Below are 16144 nucleotides of genomic sequence, written 5' to 3' on the forward strand. Positions count from 1 at the left end.
AAAACCTCAGGTCCCGACCAGCACGCGGTAGGCCTCGCGCGTTTCGGGGCTCACGGCTTCGAGCAATTGCTCGTACGAGGTCTGGTGCCGCGTCAGCATGCGCGCCGAGGCCACGGCCTTCGATTTGCAGAACCAGTGGCAGGTGTGCTGCATCAAGAACAGCTCGGCCGACATCGTGAAGGCCTTCGATTTCGGCGAACGGCCTGCCGCATTTTTCGCCACGCCCGCGATGCCGCGCGCGTGAATGCGCAGCGCTTCGCGCAGGTCGAAGCTCGTGGACGGGAACAGCGTGGTGGCGAACGGCAAGGCCACCGGCAGACGGCTCACGCGCGTGTCGGCTTCGGGTTCGCGCGCCAGGTCGGCGGCGAAGGTCTCGAACTGGGCGGCGAGTTTTTCCTCGGTGCTGTCGAGCAGGTGCCAGATCTGCTGGCGGCGCTCGGCGTCGTCTTCGCCGAGGCAGCGCAGGTAGCCCTGGGTCAGGCTCTCCATCAGCTTTTCGATCTGGTAGCGGCCCAGATGGCGACCGAGCAGCGCGATGCGCTGGCGCTGTTCCTTGGACTTCAGGATGTAGAAGCCAGCGGCAATGAGTGCCACCAGGGTGAGGATTTCCATGGATGCGAGAAAAGGGGAGAGAAGAGAAAAGACAAAAAATCGCGGGGGCCGCGGCACCGAGTGTAGGCACCGCAGACCGCCCGCGTTTTCCTCTGCTGGATCGTCTTTTCGTGAAACACCGCGGAACCGGCTTTGCCGGGCCGCTGGTGTTGCCCCCGGCGAGGGGGTTGGCGAAGCGACACGAAGTGCGCGTAGCCTGGGGGAGTGCCGTTACCTGAAGAAATCGAGGATGCGGTTGCGTTCCTCGGGTGGCGGCGGCGCACCGATGGGCGCGCCCGTCAGCACCTCCACCGGCTGTATCGGCTGCTCGGTGCTTTCCAGGCCCAGGCTCGCCACGTTGTGGCCCGGCGTGAAGTCGTCGAAGTACCACTCGCCGTCGATGCTGACCACGCCGGCCGGCTCGGCCGGCAGCATCACGGGCACGCCGCGCAGCGCCGACTGCATGTAGCCGGTCCAGATCGGCAGGCTCAGGCTGCCGCCGGTTTCGCCGCGCACGCCGAGCTGGCGCGGCGTGTCGTAGCCGACCCAGGCGATGCCCACGCGCGTCGGCTGGAAGCCCGCGAACCAGGTGTCGAACGAGTCGTTGGTGGTGCCGGTCTTGCCGAAGAGGTCGTCACGCTTGAGCGCCTGGTAGGCCTTGAAGCCGGAGCCGCCCTTGACCACGCTCTGCAGCAACGATTCCATGACGAAGGCGTTGCGTGCGGGAATGGCGCGGCGGCTTTCGTCGAGCGCCGGGGGCTCGGTTTCCATCAGTACCTTGTCCTTGAGGTCGGTGACGCGGGTCACGAGGTACGGGTTCACACGGTAGCCGCCGTTGGCGAACACCGAATAGCCCACCGCCATCTGCATCGGCGTGACCGAACCGGCGCCCAGGCCCATCGGCAGGTTGGCCGGGTGCTTGTCCTTGTCGAAGCCGAACTTGGTGACCCAGTCTTGCGCGTAGGGCGCGCCGATCGACTGCAGCACGCGCAGCGTGACCAGGTTCTTCGACTTCATGAGCGCGTTGCGCAGCGGCATCGGGCCTTCGAAAGTGCCGTCGAAGTTCTTCGGGTCCCAGGGCTGGCCGCCGTTGACGCCGGCGTCGAAGACCAGCGGCGCGTCGTTCACCACGGTGGCGGGCGTGAAGCCCTTTTCGAGCGCGGCCGAATAAATGAAAGGCTTGAAGCTCGAGCCCGGCTGGCGCCAGGCCTGCGACACGTGGTTGAACTTGTTCTTGCCGAAGTCGAAGCCGCCGACCAGCGCGGTGATGGCGCCGCTGCGCGGGTCCATGGCGATGAAGGCGCCTTCCACTTCGGGCAGCTGCGTGATTTCCCAGGTGTTCTTCGGCGTCTTCGCCACGCGGATCACGGCGCCGCGGCGGATCTTGATGTTGGGCGCTGCCTTCGCGGCCAGGCCCGACTGCGCGGGCTTCAGGCCCTCGCCCGAGATTTCGAAGGCTTCGCCGTTGGCGCGCACCACGGTCACTTCCTTGGCGCTGGCTTCCAGCACCACGGCCGAGATCACGTCGCCGTTGTCGGGGTGCTCGGCCAGCGCTTCGTCGACGGCCTCGTCGATCTCCTTCTGGCCGCTGGCCGGCAGGTCGACGAACTTCTCGGGGCCGCGGTACACCTGACGGCGCTCGTAATCCATGATGCCCTTGCGCAGCGACTTGTACGCCGCCGCCTGGTCGGCCGCGACCAGCGAGGTGTAGACCTTCATGCCGCTGGTGTAGATGCTGTCGCCGTACTGCGCGTACATCATCTGGCGCACCGTTTCGGCCACGTACTCGGCGTGCAGCCGGTTCGGGTCGGCGGCGTCGCGCAGGTGCAGCTCTTCCTTCTTGGCCTCGGCCGCCTGCTCGGCGGTGATGAAGCCGGTTTCGTGCATGCGGTCGATCACGTAGAGCTGGCGCGCCCGCGCGCGGCGCGGGTTGGCCACGGGGTTGTTGGCACCGGGCGCTTTCGGCAGGCCGGCGAGCATGGCGGCCTCGGCAATGGTTACCTGCTGCAGCGGCTTGCCGAAGTAGGCCTCGGAGGCAGCGGCAAAACCGTAGGCGCGATTGCCCAGGTAGATCTGGTTCAGGTAAATCTCGAGGATCTGGTCCTTGCTGAGCTGCTGCTCGAGCCGGAAGGCCAGCACGATCTCCGACGCCTTGCGGCTCAGCGTGCGTTCCGAGCTCAGGTAGACGTTGCGCGCCACCTGCATCGTGATGGTCGAGGCGCCCTGCTTGCGACCGCCCTTGAAGCTGGCCACGGCCGCGCGCGCGAAGCCCTTGTAGTCCACGCCGCCGTGGTCGTAGAAGCGCGCGTCTTCCACGGCCAGCACGGCATCTTTCATGACCTTCGGAATGTTCGCGAAGGGCGTGAGGTTGCGGCGCTCCTCGCCGAATTCGCCGATCAGCGTGCCTTCGGTGGTGTACACGCGCAGCGGCAGCTTGGGCCGGTAGTCGGCCAGCTCGGAGATGTCGGGCAGCTTCGGGTAGATGGCGACCACCCCCACGATGGCGGCGCCCAGCAGCACCACGGCGCCGGCACCGGCCACGACGGCGCTCCAGCCGGCGATGCGTTTCCAGGGGAGCTGGCGCAGCGCACCGGCGGGTTGGGACGAACGAGGTTCTTGGGACATTGGGATGGGGCCAGGGGGCTAGCGAAGAGGTTGGAGCCGTGGCGCGCGCGGGCGTTCCGTCACCCGGGGATCGAGCGCGCCGCGCCGCACGCCTTCCAGCGCGCAGTGCATGGCATCGAAATACTTGTCGTGGTCGTAGGCGATGAGCAGCAGGTCCACCCCGGCGTCGAGTGCGCCCAGGGTGGCGTTGCAAAGACCTCGGTTGTAGGCCCCGCCCATCGTGAGGTCGTCGGTGACGAGCAGGCCCTGAAAGCCCCATTCGCCTCGAATCACCTGCCGCACGATTTTGCGTGAGAAAGAGACCGGCGCGTCCGCGTCGAGTTCCCCAAGGATGACATGGGCCAGCATGATCGCGGCATCCGAATGTTTCGACACGTCTTGAAACGGCTTCCAGTCGTGCGCGGCGAGTCGGGCCACGGGCGTGCGCAGTTCGGCGCCGATGTGGTGCGTGTCTTCGGTCACGCCGGCCAGGCCGGGAAAGTGCTTGAGCGTGCCGCGCACGCCAGCCGATTCAAGGCCTTGCTCGTAAGCGAGCGCCACCTGCGCGGTGACTTCGGGGTCGCTCGAAATGGCGCGTTCCTCGATGCGGGTGTGCAGGTCCCAGCGGCCCGGGGCGCGGCCGGGACGCAGGTCGACCACGGGGCTGAAGTTCAGCGTGATGCCCAGCGCGGCGAGCGCCCCGCCCTGCTGCGCGCCGTAGGCGCGGGCACGTTGCAACAGTTCGTGTGCGGGCACGTCGGCGTCGAGCAGGCTGGCGAGCGCCGGCTGGTGCGGCACCATCGGCGAGAGGCGCGAGACGCCGCCGCCTTCCTGGTCGGTCGCCACCACCAGCGGCGGCAGGCCGGCCGCCTGTCGCAGCGCCTGCAGGCTGGCGATTTCCGCGCGCAGCGTTTCAGCGCTGCGGCCTCTCACATTGCGGCCGGTGACGAAGATGCCGCCGATCAGGCCCCGGCGCGCCAGCTCGCGCAGGTCGTTCGCATCGTCATACCCGACGATGAAGCGCGCACCGAGTGCTTGCGCCACCGGGCCCGCGGCCGCGTTCACTTCCAGCCGGTGCTGGCGCGAGGCCAGCTCGTGGCCCAGTGCCGTCAGCGTCGCACCGACCGTCAGGGCCAGCGCCACGACACGGCGTGCGCCGCGCGCGCTGCGCCAGGCGATCGCGCCGCTGGCGCACAGCGCGGCGAGCAGCAGCGGTAGCTCCTCCTCGCGCAGGAAGCGCAGGTGCGGGTCCTTCAGGTGCCAGGCCCAGGCGCACAGCACGGCCAGCACCAGCCAGCCGAGCACGCCGGGGACCGCGCGCAGCAGTTTCATGCGTCCACCGTGGCCGCCGGGGCGGCCTCGTTGCGGCGCGACAGCGCATACCAGTCGACCTTGCGCGTCACGAGCATCAGCGTGGCCAGCATGCCGAAGATCAGCAGTGCGCCCAGCAGCAGCGCATTGCTTTCCGAGGCCAGCAGGCCGTAGAGCGCGCCGTACAGCAGCGCCACGAAGGCGGCAAACGACAGGCCGCGTTGCCAGCCGCCGAGCACCGCGCTGAAGTACACGGCCAGCAGCGCCACGCTCGCACCGGCCGCGCCCGCGTAGGCGAAGTGGAAGGCGAACTTTTCCGACAGCGCGAGCAGCAGCAAAAAGAACAGCGCAATCGACAGGCCCACCAGCCCGTACTGCACCGGGTGCAGGCGCAGCTTGCGGAACAGCTCGAACATGAAGGCCGCCATCAGCACCAGGCCGATGAACAGTGCGCCGTATTTGCCGGCGCGCGTGCTCATCGAATACACGTTGACGGGCTGCGCGAGCGACACGTCGAAGGTCTGCAGCGGGCCCGAGACATGCCGCGGCGTGGACGCCGTGCGCACGACGGCGGCCGCGGCGTTCTGCGCGGCATCGCCTTCACCGCCCGACAGGCCGGCGCGCACCTGTTCGCGCGCCGTGGTCACGAGCGAAGACACGCGCCAGTGCGCGTCGAAGCCTTGCGGCGTGACCTTGCGCTGCGTGGCAAGAAAGCGCCCGCCGAAGCTGGGGTGCGCCCACGGCGAACGCAGGTGCGCGGTGGTTTCCTCGGCGATCGGCACTATCGAGAGCGTGTCCTGGCCCACCAGCGAGAGCTTCATGTCGAAGGTGAGCGGCTTGCCCGCCTGCCACGCGGCGAGCGCGGCGCCCGCGAGCGGCGCGTGGATGCCGTCGGCGTACGTGGCGTGGTCGGGCAGGCCGGGCACGCGCTGGCGAAAGCGCAGCGCTTCGCCTTCGATCGTGAGCGCGGGCGAGCCGTCGAGGCCGCGCAGGTCGCTCACGTGGAAGGCGATCAGCGGCGGGCGGAACTCGATCGACGAATCGCTTTCGCTGTGCGGCACGGACCGCGGGTCGAAGCCCGTGAAGCCGCCGCCGAGCGCGGCCGTCAGGGTGTAGAACGGAATGCGGAAGATGCCGCGGTAGCGCTCCTGCGTGGCCATGCTGCCTTCGATGTTCAGCTTGTCGGGGAACACGGCGTGCGTCATCTCCTTGCTCTGCGGGGCCTGGCCGATCACCTTGCCCTGCGCGTCGCGCAGCGGCTCCATCCAGCGCTCCACATACGGCACCAGCAGCACGGGACCGACCATGGTTTGCGGCCCGGCGTAAGACTCGGCAAGTTCGTTCGCGGCCTCTCGCTGGCTCTCGCCACGGGCGCGGTTCAGGTCGTCGATCCGTGCCAGCGGAATGCACAGCACCAGCAGCAGGAAGAACAGGCCGGCCACCTTGACCAGCACCGAGCTCTGCAGGGCCTTCAACAGTTGAAGCATGGGTTTCTCCCCTCTTTTCCGGGTTTTTTCGTGATGAGGCGCCGATGCTCTGCGCCCGATCCGAAGGCCGTATGAAGCCGCCGCGCGGCGCACTTCACACAGACTTCACACAGCGGCGCATTCGGTTGTGGCGACTTCAACGCGTCTTCCAACTGCCTTCTCGCACGCTCACGACAGTGAGGGCTGTGCAAGTTCGCACGCAGAAGGACACCCGCCATGGACACCCCCACCACCCCACGCCCCGGCCGTTGGCTCTGGCTCGCCACCGTGAGCCTGGCGACCGTGGGTTTCATCGCCATGGGCGCCCGCCCGGTCCACGCGCAGGAAGCGCCCGCCGGTCCGCGCCTGAAGACCGAGAGCCCGTACTTCTTCGTCAAGAGCGACGACCCCTCGGTCGACCGCCTGCCGCTGAAGGGCACCGAGGTCTCGGTCAGGATTTCGGGCGTGATCGCCGACGTCACGGTCACGCAGACCTACCGCAACGAAGGCCAGCGCGCCATCGAGGCGAAGTACGTGTTCCCGGGTTCCACCAAGGCGGCGGTGAGCGGCCTCAACGTGCGCCTGGCCGACCGCCTCATCACGGCGCAGATCCGCGAGAAGCAGCAAGCCAAGATCGAATACGACACCGCCAAGAAGGAAGGCAAGACCGCCGCGCTGCTCGAGCAGCACCTGCCCAACGTGTTCCAGATGAACGTCGCCAACATCCTGCCGGGCGACGACGTGAAGGTGGAGCTGCGCTACACCGAGCTGCTGGTGCCGCAGTCGGGCAACTACCAGTTCGTGTTTCCGACCGTGGTCGGCCCGCGCTACAACAGCCCGCAGTCGGAGAACGCACAGGCCAAGTGGCCGGCGCAGCCCACGCTGCGTGCCGGCGTGGCACCGAGCACCAGCTTCAAGCTCACGGTGAGCATCGACACGCCGATGGGCCTGAAGGAAATCCGCTCGGCCACGCACACCATCGACGTGAAGAAGCGTGACGAAGACCAGCACGCGGACATCACGCTGAGCGCTGACGGCCGCCCCGCCGACAACCGCGACTTCGTGCTCGACTACCGCCTGGCGGGCGAGAAGATCGAATCGGGTCTCATGCTCTACAAGGGCCAGGGGGAGAACGCAGAAAACTTCTTCCTCGCGATGGTCGAGCCGCCCAAGGCCGTCGCCGCCAGCGCCATCTCGCCGCGCGACTACATCTTCGTGGTCGACATCTCGGGCTCGATGCACGGCTTTCCGCTGGACACCGCCAAGACCGTGCTCGAACGCCTGATCGGCGGCCTGCGCCCCAGCGACACCTTCAACGTGCTGCTGTTCTCGGGCAGCAACAAGATGCTGTCGCCGCAGTCGGTACCGGCCACGCGCGCCAACATCGAGCAGGCGCTCGCCACGATCAAGAACTACAGCGGCAGCGGCAGCACCGAGCTGATTCCGGCGCTCAAGCGCGTGTACGCCGAACCCAAGGCCGCGAACGTGTCGCGCAGCGTGGTGGTGGTGACCGACGGCTACGTGACGGTCGAGCGCGAAGCCTTCGAGCTGGTGCGCAACAACCTCTCCAAAGCCAACGTGTTCGCCTTCGGCATCGGCTCGTCGGTGAACCGCAGCCTCATGGAAGGCATTGCACGCGCCGGCATGGGCGAGCCTTTCATCATCACCGACCCGGTGCAGGCGCCCGAGCAGGCCGCGCGTTTCCGCCGCATGGTGGAGTTACCCGTGCTCACGAACGTGAAGGCCACCTTCGGCGGCCTCGATGTGTACGACGTGGAGCCGCAGGCGCTGCCCGACGTGCTGGGCGAGCGCCCGGTGATCGTGTTCGGCAAGTGGCGTGGTGAGGCCAAGGGCCGTGTGATCATCGAAGGCCAGAGCGCCACCGGCCCGTACCGCGAGGAAGTGCGCATCACGCCGCAGACGCGCCAGGACACCGCCGCGCTGCGCACGCTGTGGGCACGCCACCGCATCCAGAGCCTGAGCGACCAGGAAGCGCTCGAAGGCAGCGCCGCCTTCAAGGACCGCATCACCGAGCTGGGCCTGAAGTACAGCCTGCTCACGCAGTACACCAGCTTCATCGCGGTGGACAAGGTGGTGCGCAACGTGGCGCCGCAGAACAGCGTGGACGTGAACCAGCCGCTGCCGATGCCGCAGGGCGTGAGCGACCTGGCACTGGGCGCCGAGGTGCCGAGCACGCCGGAGCCGGAAACGCTGGGCGCGATCGCCGTCGTGCTGTCGATGCTGGCCATGCTGCGCCGCCGCGCACGCCGCAACGACCCGCGCCGTTTTACCGCCTGAACAGGACGCACGACCATGTCTCTGGCAACCCTGGCCCATCACCATCCGCGCGTCGTGGACTGGGCCATCCGCATCGACCGCACGCCGGCCTTCGGCTGGCTCGCGCTGCAGTGCGCCGCGCTTGCGCCCACCTGGGTCTGGATGGCCCGCCGCCTGCAGGACGGCTCCGACGATCCGCTGGGGCTCGTGGCGCTGGTCGCGTTGGCCGCGCTCGCTTGGCAGTGCCGGCGCGAGCTGCGCGCTTCGCCGCGCCTGGGCTGGCTCGCGCTGGCCGGCGTCGGCACCGTGCTCGCCACGCTGCTGCGTACGGGGCTCGGTGGCCTGCCCGCGCTGCCGCCGCTGGCCTCGGGCCTGGTGGCGGTGTTGTCGCTCGCGGCCGGGCTGCTGGCCTTCTTGCCGCGCGGCGTGGCGGCGCTGCCGGTGGCCGGGCTGTCGGTGCTGGCGCTGCCGTTGCTGTCGTCGCTGCAGTTCTACGCGGGCTACCCGCTGCGCGTGGTGACGGCCGAGGCCAGCCGCTGGCTGCTGGCGCCGGGTTTCGAGGTGGCGCGCGAAGGCGCGACGCTGATGGTCGACGGCCGCCTGGTGATCGTCGACGCGCCCTGCTCGGGCGTGCAGATGGTGTGGCTGGGCTACTTCACGGCCTGCGCGGTCGCGCTGTGGGCGCGGCGCGGCGACCGCGCCTTCCTGCGCCGCCTGCCGGCCGTCGGGCTGCTGGTGCTGGCCGGCAACATCGTGCGCAACAGCGTGCTGATCGCCTTCGAAGGCGCCGGCCACGCGCTCGCGCCCTGGGCGCACAACGCGCTGGGGCTGGTGCTGCTGGCCGTGGTGTGCGGCGCCATCGCGCGCCTCATGGTGCCGGCGCGCGTGGCGCCCCGCATCGACCTCGAACGCCCGCTGCCGGGCCTGATCACCGCCGAAGGAGGCCGCCGTGTCGATACCGTTCGTTGAGCGCTGGTTCGCCAACCATTTCATCAACCGCGTGGGCCACAAGAGCGCGTTCGCACTGGCGATGCTGCTGTGCGTGCTCTGGTCGGCCGCCGCGGCGCTGCGCGCGCCGGCCGAAGAGGCCGACGCGGTCGGTTCCCACGAATGGCCGAGCCAGTGGGACGGCGTGCCGCTGCGCCCGCTGGCGCTGAGCGAGGTCGAGCAGCGCTTTGCCGATCGCTTTCCGGGCGCCATCGGCCGCATGACCGACGGCCACCAGACGCTGGTGATGCGCGCCGTGAACCGGCCTACGCGCATGCTGCATCCGGCCGCCGACTGCTACCGCGCGCTGGGCTACCGCATCGAGCAGGCGCGGCTGGAACGCGACGCGCAGGAGCGGATGTGGCGCTGTTTTGTGGCGCAACGGCACGGTACGCCAAATTTCCGCGTCTGCGAGCGCATCGTCGATGCCCAAGGCACGGCTTTCACCGACACTTCGGCTTGGTACTGGGCGGCGGCCAGCGGCCAGTCGCATGGTCCATGGCAAGCTGTCACCGTGGCAAGACCGATGTGATGAGAACGCGTTTGTGAAGAAGACCCTGAGATTCGTGATTTACGGGCTGCTGGCCCTGGTGCTGACAGCCCTGGTGGCTATCTTCCTGATAGCCAAGATCGCCCTCGCCCCCTCCGCGGGCGAGTGGAGCACCACGGTCAAGGCCGGCCCGCTCGACTTCGAGGTCGGCGTGCCGACCGCGGTGCGGCTGGCCACCTCCTCGTGGTTCGCGCCGCGACTGAACGGCCATGCGCTCGACACCCGCTTCGGCACCGTGCATTTCACCTGGGACGAGAAAACCGGCCAGCAGCAGATGCGCTGCGCGCCGTGCAGTGCCGACGTGCCCGCGCTCGGCACGCAGCCGATCAAGGTCGAGCGGCTGGTGGCCACCGTGCGGCGCGACGGCAACACGCTGGCTGGCACCTTCGAGGCCACGCCCGAGGCGGCCAACGGCAACGCGCTGCTGCAGGGCACCTGGACCGGCCGCCTCGCGCCGAAGAACCTGCAGCTCGACGTCCGCGTGCAAGACGCGCCCATCGCCCGCTGGTACGCCGTGCTGGTGCCGGCGTTGCCCGAGCTGCAGCGCGCCCGCATCGGCGGCACGCTGGCGCTGCAGGCGCAGCTGCTGCTGCCCGACGCCACCTTCGCGGTGCAGCCGGCCATCAGCCAGTTCACCGTCGAGGGGCTGGGCACCGAGGCCATGCTGGGCGCGCGCACCAGCTGCGGCCCGTCGGGCAAGCTGGCCAACGACAGCTGGCTGGCGCGCGCCGTCATCGCGGCGGAAGACCAGCGCTTCTTCAGCCACGCCGGCTACGACCTGACCGAAATCCTCGCCTCGATCGACCACAACCAGAAGCCCGGCCAGACCCGGCGCGGCGGCAGCACGCTCACGCAGCAGCTGGCCAAGCTGCTGGTCACCGGCAGCGACCGCACGGCCGAGCGCAAGCTGCGCGAGCTGCTCTACGCGGTCGAGATGGAGCAGACGCTGGGCAAGGCCCGCATCCTGCAGCTGTACCTGGACAACGCCCCGTGGGGCGGCAACCTCTGCGGCGGCGAGGCCGCGGCGCGGCGCTACTTCAAGCGCAGCGCGCGCACGCTCGAACCGGCGCAGGCCGTCTGGCTCGCGGCCATGCTGCACAAGCCGCAGGCCGTGCTGGAGCAATGGCGGCGCGACGGCACGATCGATCCCGACCGCACCAAGTGGGTGGCCGAGAGCGTGCGCGGCATCAGCCGCAACCAGCGCGAGGCGCTGCTCAAGAACGTGGCCGCCGCCAAATACGCACCGCCGGAAGCCGTGCAATGAGCATCGCCCCGCACGACATCGAAGCCATCGAACGCGCCACCGTCGCGGCCGTGGCGCCCGAAGCCTGCGAGGAGCTCGACGGCTGGCTGCTGCCCTTCGACCGCGGCACCGTCAAGCGCGCCCGCTCCGCCGTGCCGCTGCACCGCGAGGCGGTCGATGCCGCCACGCTCGACCGCATCGAAGACCGCTGCGACAGCCGCCAGGTCGCGCCCGCGCTGCGGCTGGCCGATGCCGCCTGCTTCGACACGCTGCGCGCCGAACTCGCGCGCCGGCACTACATGGCCGACCACCCGACCTGCGTGCAGACCGGCTCGGCGCGGCGCATGCGCGACCTCGTCGCGGGGGATGTGCGGCTGGCTGACGTCGATGCGTCGCCCGATCCGGATTGGGCCGCGTTGTTCCTCGGCGAGGGTTTCGATCCGGTCGACGGCGTGCACCGCGTGCGTTCGCTGTCGCGCGCCACCGGCTCGCTCTTTGCCAGCGTGCGCGAGAACGGCGCCACCGTGGCGGCCGGCGCCATGGCCTTCGGCCACGGCTGGGCCAGCGTGCACGGCATGCGCACCGAGCAGTCGCAACGCGGGCGCGGCCTGGCCGGGCGCGTGCTCGCAGGCCTGGCGCAGGCGGCACTGGCACGCGGGGTCGAGCGCGTGTTCCTGCAGGTCGACGCGCAGAACCAGCCGGCGCTGGCGCTGTACCGCCGCGCGGGTTTCGAGACCCGCTGGCAGTACTGTTATTGGCAGCGCCAGCAGTGGCCGCGCTGAGCTGAACCCCACCGGCAGTGGGCGCCCCCACCGGTGGCGCGGTCGGGGCTTTGGTGCCACCATGGGCGGCATGACGAACGTTCATGCCCACCACCCCACCGATCCCGTCGCCACCCCGCGCGGCATCGACCACATCGTGGCCGGTGTTTCCACCAGTGACGGCGACGGCGTCAAACTCACCCGCGTGCTGCAGCAGCCGCTGCAGAAGCGGCTCGACCCCTACCTGATGCTCGATGCCTTCGGCAGCGACAACGCGGGCGACTACATCGGCGGCTTTCCGAACCACCCGCACCGGGGCTTCGAGACGGTCACCTACATGATCGCCGGGCGCATGCGGCACCGCGACAGCGCGGGCCACGAAGGCCTGCTCGAAAACGGCGGCGTGCAATGGATGACGGCCGGCCGCGGCCTCGTGCACAGCGAGCTGCCCGAGCAGGAAGAAGGCCTCATGGAAGGCTTCCAGCTCTGGCTCAACCTGCCAGCCAAAGACAAGATGCGCGAGCCCTGGTACCGCGACATCCAGAGCAGCGAGATCCCCGAGTTCACCACCGTCGGCGGTGCGCACGTGCGCGTGATCGCCGGCACCAGCCACGGCATCGCGGGCGCGGAGCAGCGCGCGCACACCGAGCCGCTGTACCTGGACATCACGCTGCCGCCCGGCGCCGAGTTCGCGCAGCCGCTGCCGGACGACCACAACGCGCTGGTCTACGTGTTCCGCGAATCGCTGTGGATCGCGGGCAGCGAGGTGCCGACGCGGCGCATGGCCATCCTCGCGAACGATCCCGGCAGCGACGGCACCGTGCTGCGCGCCGGCGCCAGCAACCACAGCCCGGCAAGGGCGCTGCTGATCGCGGGCCGGCCGCTGAACGAGCCCATCGCGCAGTACGGCCCTTTCGTGATGAACACGCAGGAACAGATCAAGCAGGCGGTGCACGACTTCCAGAACGGCAAGCTGGGTTGAGCCTGTAGTCGCTCGCCTACCGAAAGACGGCGCGACGTTCGGTTCGCGTGAGCGGGTGCGCGGCCTAGATTGCGGTCATGCCTCCCACGATACGCAAAGGTCAGGCGCCGCCGATGCTGCAGCGCGCCGAGTTCCACGACCGCTTCATGCAAAGCTTTCACGACCCGGCATTCCGGGCCGAGGCCGGGGCGCTGCAACGCCTGGAAGACATCGCCTGGCAAGCGTACGACGAAGGCCGCAAGGCGCCCGTGACGCGCCGTGCCGGCCCGGGCTATGCCGACCCCGACTACGAACTCTCGGTTGACTGGCTCGACGCCCGCGCACGCATCGACGCGGCGCAGGACGCCTGGGGCCGGCCCGAGACGCGCTCGCGCGTGCTGCTCGTCAACGGCTCGCCGCGCAACGACGGCACCTGCCCCGGCGAAATCTCCAAGACCTGGCGCCTCACGCAGTGCGCGCGCGAGGTGCTCGAAGGCAGCGGCATCGAGGTCGACGTGCTCGACCTGAGCCGGCTCACCTCCGACTACGGCCGCCACATCCACCCATGCAAGGGCTGCGTCTCCACTGCGATGCCGCTGTGCCACTGGCCCTGCAGCTGCTACCCCAACCATGCGCTGCGCCAGACCGGCGACTGGATGAACGAGATCTACGAACGCTGGGTGGCCGCGCACGGCGTGATCGTGCTCACGCCCACGCACTGGTACCAGGCCGCGAGCCCGCTCAAGCTCATGATCGACCGCCTCGTGTGCGCCGACGGCGGCAACCCCGACCCCACCAGCACGCACGGCAAGAAGCCCGATGAGGCCAAGGCCCTGGAGCTCGAAGGCTGGGGCTACCCGAAGCACCTGGAAGGCCGCGTCTACGGGGTGGTGGTGCACGGCGACGTGGCCGGCCCCGAGGGCCTGCGCCGCAACCTCACGGACTGGCTCGACTGGATGGGCCTGGTCGATGCGGGCGCGCAGGCACGGCTCGACCGCTACATCGGCTACTACGCGCCCTATGCCACCAGCCACGACGCGCTCGACGCCGATGCCGACGTGCAGGAAGAAGTGCGCAACGTCGCGCGTGCTGTGGTGCTGGCGGTGACCGCGCTGCGCGCCGGCAAGCTGCAGGCACCCGACCGCGGGCTGAAGCCGCCGAGGCCCAAATAAGTCACGCTGCAGGCCGCAGACCGGCGCTGCGGTTCATGCTTCTTTACGCAGGCTCACTCGCGGCTCACGGACGCGTTACAGAGGCGCTCCACACTTCGTCTCACCCGCTGCCCTTTGGCGGCGGACTTCTTCGAAAGGAAGCGACTCTCATGATCTCTCTTCGCCAACGCATCGTCTGGGCCAGCCTGCTGGGCTCGGCCGCCCTCGCCTCTTCGGGCGCCTTCGCCCAAGCGCCGGCCGCCACCACGCCTTCGACGGCCGCGCCCACGGCCGCCACCGCACCCGCCGATGCCACCGCCGCACCCAAGGCGCAGCACAAGCGCATGGACCCGGCCCAGCGCATGGAGCGCATGAAGGAGCACCGTGCCAAGCGCCTGGCCGCGCTGAAGGACAAGCTCAAGCTCACCAGTGCCCAGGAAGGTGCATGGAGCAGCTTCACCGAGGCCAGCCAGCCGCCGGCCGGTGCAGCCCGCCCGCAGCGCATGGACCGCGCCGAGTTCGCCAAGCTGACCACGCCCCAGCGCCTGGAACGCATGCAGGCCCGCCAGGCCGAGCGCAGCGCCCGGTTCGCCAAGCGCGCCGAAGCGACCAAGACCTTCTACGCAGCGCTGACGCCCGAGCAGCAGAAGACCTTCGACGCCGAGACCGCGAAGTTCGCGGGCCACGGCCATCGCGGGCACCGCGGCCATGGCGGTCATGAAGGCCACCACGGCGCAGCGCCTGCCAAGAGCTGACCAGGCGGCCGGCTGAAGGGGTCGGCCTCCAGAAAAGGGCAAGAAAAAGCCCGCGATGCGTGAAGCATCGCGGGCTTTTTCGTGGGCGCGTGCAGCGTGACAGCGTTACTGCGGCGTGCCCGTCTTCTCGGTCGGGTTGGTCGGCACGGCCGGACGTTCACCCGGCTGGCCGAAGCGCGGCTTCACGTGCTGCGTCTCGGCGCGCACTTCCGCGCGCGAGCGCTCGCCGGTCGGCGACGGCATCGCGTTGGGCTGGTGGTTCACGGTGGTGCTGGCCTCGCCCTTGGGCACCACGCTGTTGGCGTTGTTGCGGTTCTGAGCGCGGGCCTCGGCCTTCACGGCTTCGCGCGAGGCGGGCACCGAGCTGTCGCCCGCCATGGGTTGCTGGACGGGTGTCGGCATCTGGGCCTGGGCGATGCCGGCGCCCAGCAGGGCGGCGAGCAGCGCGGTAGGGATCGTCAGGCGTTGCAGGGTGGTCATCAAAGCTCCTTTGCAAATGAAAAAGGGCACAAAACCGAGCGCGATGGCATCGGCTTTGAAACCACCGTAGGAGCCCCGTTTCGGGCGTTGTGTGGGGGTGCGGCAGGCCTGCCTGTAGGAGCCCGTCGCCCTTGCGTGAAAGGCACGCGAAGAAGGTGGCGCGTTCCTACAGTCGGCGCGGGCGCGGCCACGTACAACGACAGCACCGATGTCCTCCCCCTTCACTTCCCCGCTGCCCGAGGCCGCTGTCGCCGCCGCACCGGCCTCGCTCAAGGTCATGACCGTGAACACCCACAAGGGCTTCACGGCGCTCAACCGCCGCTTCATTCTTCCGGAGCTGCGTGACGCGGTGCGCACGGTGGGCGCGGACGTGGTGTTTCTGCAGGAGGTGATGGGCACGCACGTGCGCCATTCGCGCACGGTGAACAACTGGCCCGAGGCGCCGCACTACGAATTCCTGGCCGACACGATGTGGCCGCAGTTCGCCTACGGGCGCAACGCGGTGTATCCGAAGGGGCACCACGGCAACGCCGTGTTGTCGAAGTTTCCGATCGTGCATTACCGCAACCACGACGTGTCGGTGAGCGGCCCCGAGAAGCGCGGCCTGCTGCACTGCGTGCTGCGCCTGCCCGGTCGCACGGTCGACGTGCATGCGATCTGCGCACACCTCGGGCTGGCCGAGTCGCACCGCCAGCAGCAGCTGGAACTCTTGTGCCACATCGTGCGCGACGAGGTGCCGGCCGACGCGCCGCTGATCGTCGCGGGCGACTTCAACGACTGGCGCAGCCGCGCACACGACGTGCTGGCCGAAGGCGCGTCGCTGCGCGAGGTGTTCGTGCATGCGCACGGCCGCGCGGCGCGCACCTTTCCGGCGCGACTGCCGCTGCTGCCGCTGGACCGCATCTACGTGCGCAACGCGGGCGTGCACGCGCCCGTGGTGCTGCCGCGCCGGCCGTGGTCGCATCTGTCGGACCATGCCCCGCTGGTGGCAGACATCGAGCTGTGAA

The 16144-nt window shown here is 69.4% G+C and carries 14 protein-coding genes; 9 read left to right on the forward strand and 5 right to left on the reverse strand.

The genetic code is table 11. The features are described 5' to 3' along the window. Positions 1–6 precede the first annotated feature (6 nt). The 4 genes from CY658_RS13385 to creD all read right to left on the reverse strand — a co-directional run bounded on the left by CY658_RS13385 (position 7) and on the right by creD (position 5993). On the reverse strand, positions 7–612 hold the full coding sequence (locus CY658_RS13385) for a hypothetical protein (protein WP_101490680.1): 606 nt from the start codon (positions 610–612) through the stop codon (positions 7–9). A 210-nt stretch (positions 613–822) separates the two neighbouring features. Continuing rightward, positions 823–3216, reverse strand: coding sequence for a penicillin-binding protein 1A (locus CY658_RS13395; RefSeq protein ID WP_101490681.1), 2394 nt, complete (start codon positions 3214–3216; stop codon positions 823–825). A gap of 18 nt (positions 3217–3234) precedes the next feature. Then, on the reverse strand, positions 3235–4527 hold the full coding sequence (locus CY658_RS13400) for a glycoside hydrolase family 3 N-terminal domain-containing protein (protein WP_101490682.1): 1293 nt from the start codon (positions 4525–4527) through the stop codon (positions 3235–3237). Beyond that, positions 4524–5993, reverse strand: coding sequence for a cell envelope integrity protein CreD (creD, locus tag CY658_RS13405; RefSeq protein WP_101490683.1), 1470 nt, complete (start codon positions 5991–5993; stop codon positions 4524–4526). Before creD ends, CY658_RS13400 begins: the two co-directional genes overlap by 4 nt. A gap of 216 nt (positions 5994–6209) precedes the next feature. Here creD and CY658_RS13410 point away from each other — a divergent pair, with 216 nt between their 5' ends. From CY658_RS13410 to CY658_RS13445, 8 genes are all read left to right on the forward strand, one after another. After that, a complete protein-coding gene (locus CY658_RS13410) occupies positions 6210–8270 on the forward strand; it encodes a VIT and vWA domain-containing protein (protein ID WP_101490684.1) in 2061 nt (686 codons plus the stop codon). Between the two features lie 15 nt (positions 8271–8285). Further along, positions 8286–9218 (forward strand): exosortase Q, encoded by a 933-nt coding sequence (gene xrtQ, locus CY658_RS13415; RefSeq protein WP_101490685.1) that lies wholly within the window; start codon positions 8286–8288, stop codon positions 9216–9218. Beyond that, positions 9199–9768, forward strand: a complete 570-nt coding sequence (locus CY658_RS13420) for a hypothetical protein (RefSeq protein WP_101490686.1) — start codon at positions 9199–9201, stop codon at positions 9766–9768. The genes xrtQ and CY658_RS13420 overlap by 20 nt, the downstream gene beginning before the upstream one ends. Before the next feature lie 34 nt (positions 9769–9802). After that, positions 9803–11050 carry a biosynthetic peptidoglycan transglycosylase gene (locus CY658_RS13425; RefSeq protein WP_257884860.1) on the forward strand — a complete coding sequence of 416 codons (1248 nt, stop codon included), beginning with the start codon at positions 9803–9805 and terminating at the stop codon, positions 11048–11050. After that, positions 11047–11811, forward strand: a complete 765-nt coding sequence (locus tag CY658_RS13430) for a GNAT family N-acetyltransferase (RefSeq protein ID WP_101490688.1) — start codon at positions 11047–11049, stop codon at positions 11809–11811. The genes CY658_RS13425 and CY658_RS13430 overlap by 4 nt, the downstream gene beginning before the upstream one ends. 70 nt (positions 11812–11881) lie before the next feature. Next, positions 11882–12772, forward strand: a complete 891-nt coding sequence (locus CY658_RS13435) for a pirin family protein (RefSeq protein WP_101491278.1) — start codon at positions 11882–11884, stop codon at positions 12770–12772. A 77-nt stretch (positions 12773–12849) separates the two neighbouring features. Beyond that, the gene (locus CY658_RS13440) at positions 12850–13923 is read left to right on the forward strand and encodes a flavodoxin family protein (RefSeq protein ID WP_101490689.1); all 1074 of its coding nucleotides are present in this window, start codon (positions 12850–12852) and stop codon (positions 13921–13923) included. Between the two features lie 149 nt (positions 13924–14072). Next, positions 14073–14657: a Spy/CpxP family protein refolding chaperone gene (locus CY658_RS13445; protein ID WP_101490690.1), complete on the forward strand. Its 585-nt coding sequence runs from the start codon at positions 14073–14075 to the stop codon at positions 14655–14657. 105 nt (positions 14658–14762) lie between these two features. Here CY658_RS13445 and CY658_RS13450 read toward each other — a convergent pair whose 3' ends face one another. Beyond that, positions 14763–15137 (reverse strand): serine/threonine protein kinase, encoded by a 375-nt coding sequence (locus CY658_RS13450; RefSeq protein ID WP_101490691.1) that lies wholly within the window; start codon positions 15135–15137, stop codon positions 14763–14765. Positions 15138–15345: 208 nt separating this feature from the next. Between CY658_RS13450 and CY658_RS13455 the strand changes: the two genes are divergently transcribed. Next, complete coding sequence (locus CY658_RS13455; protein ID WP_101490692.1) at positions 15346–16143, forward strand: endonuclease/exonuclease/phosphatase family protein; 798 nt, start codon at positions 15346–15348, stop codon at positions 16141–16143. Position 16144 lies beyond the last annotated feature (1 nt).

The organism is Variovorax sp. RO1, assembly GCF_002849325.1.
Lineage (GTDB): Bacteria > Pseudomonadota > Gammaproteobacteria > Burkholderiales > Burkholderiaceae_C > Variovorax.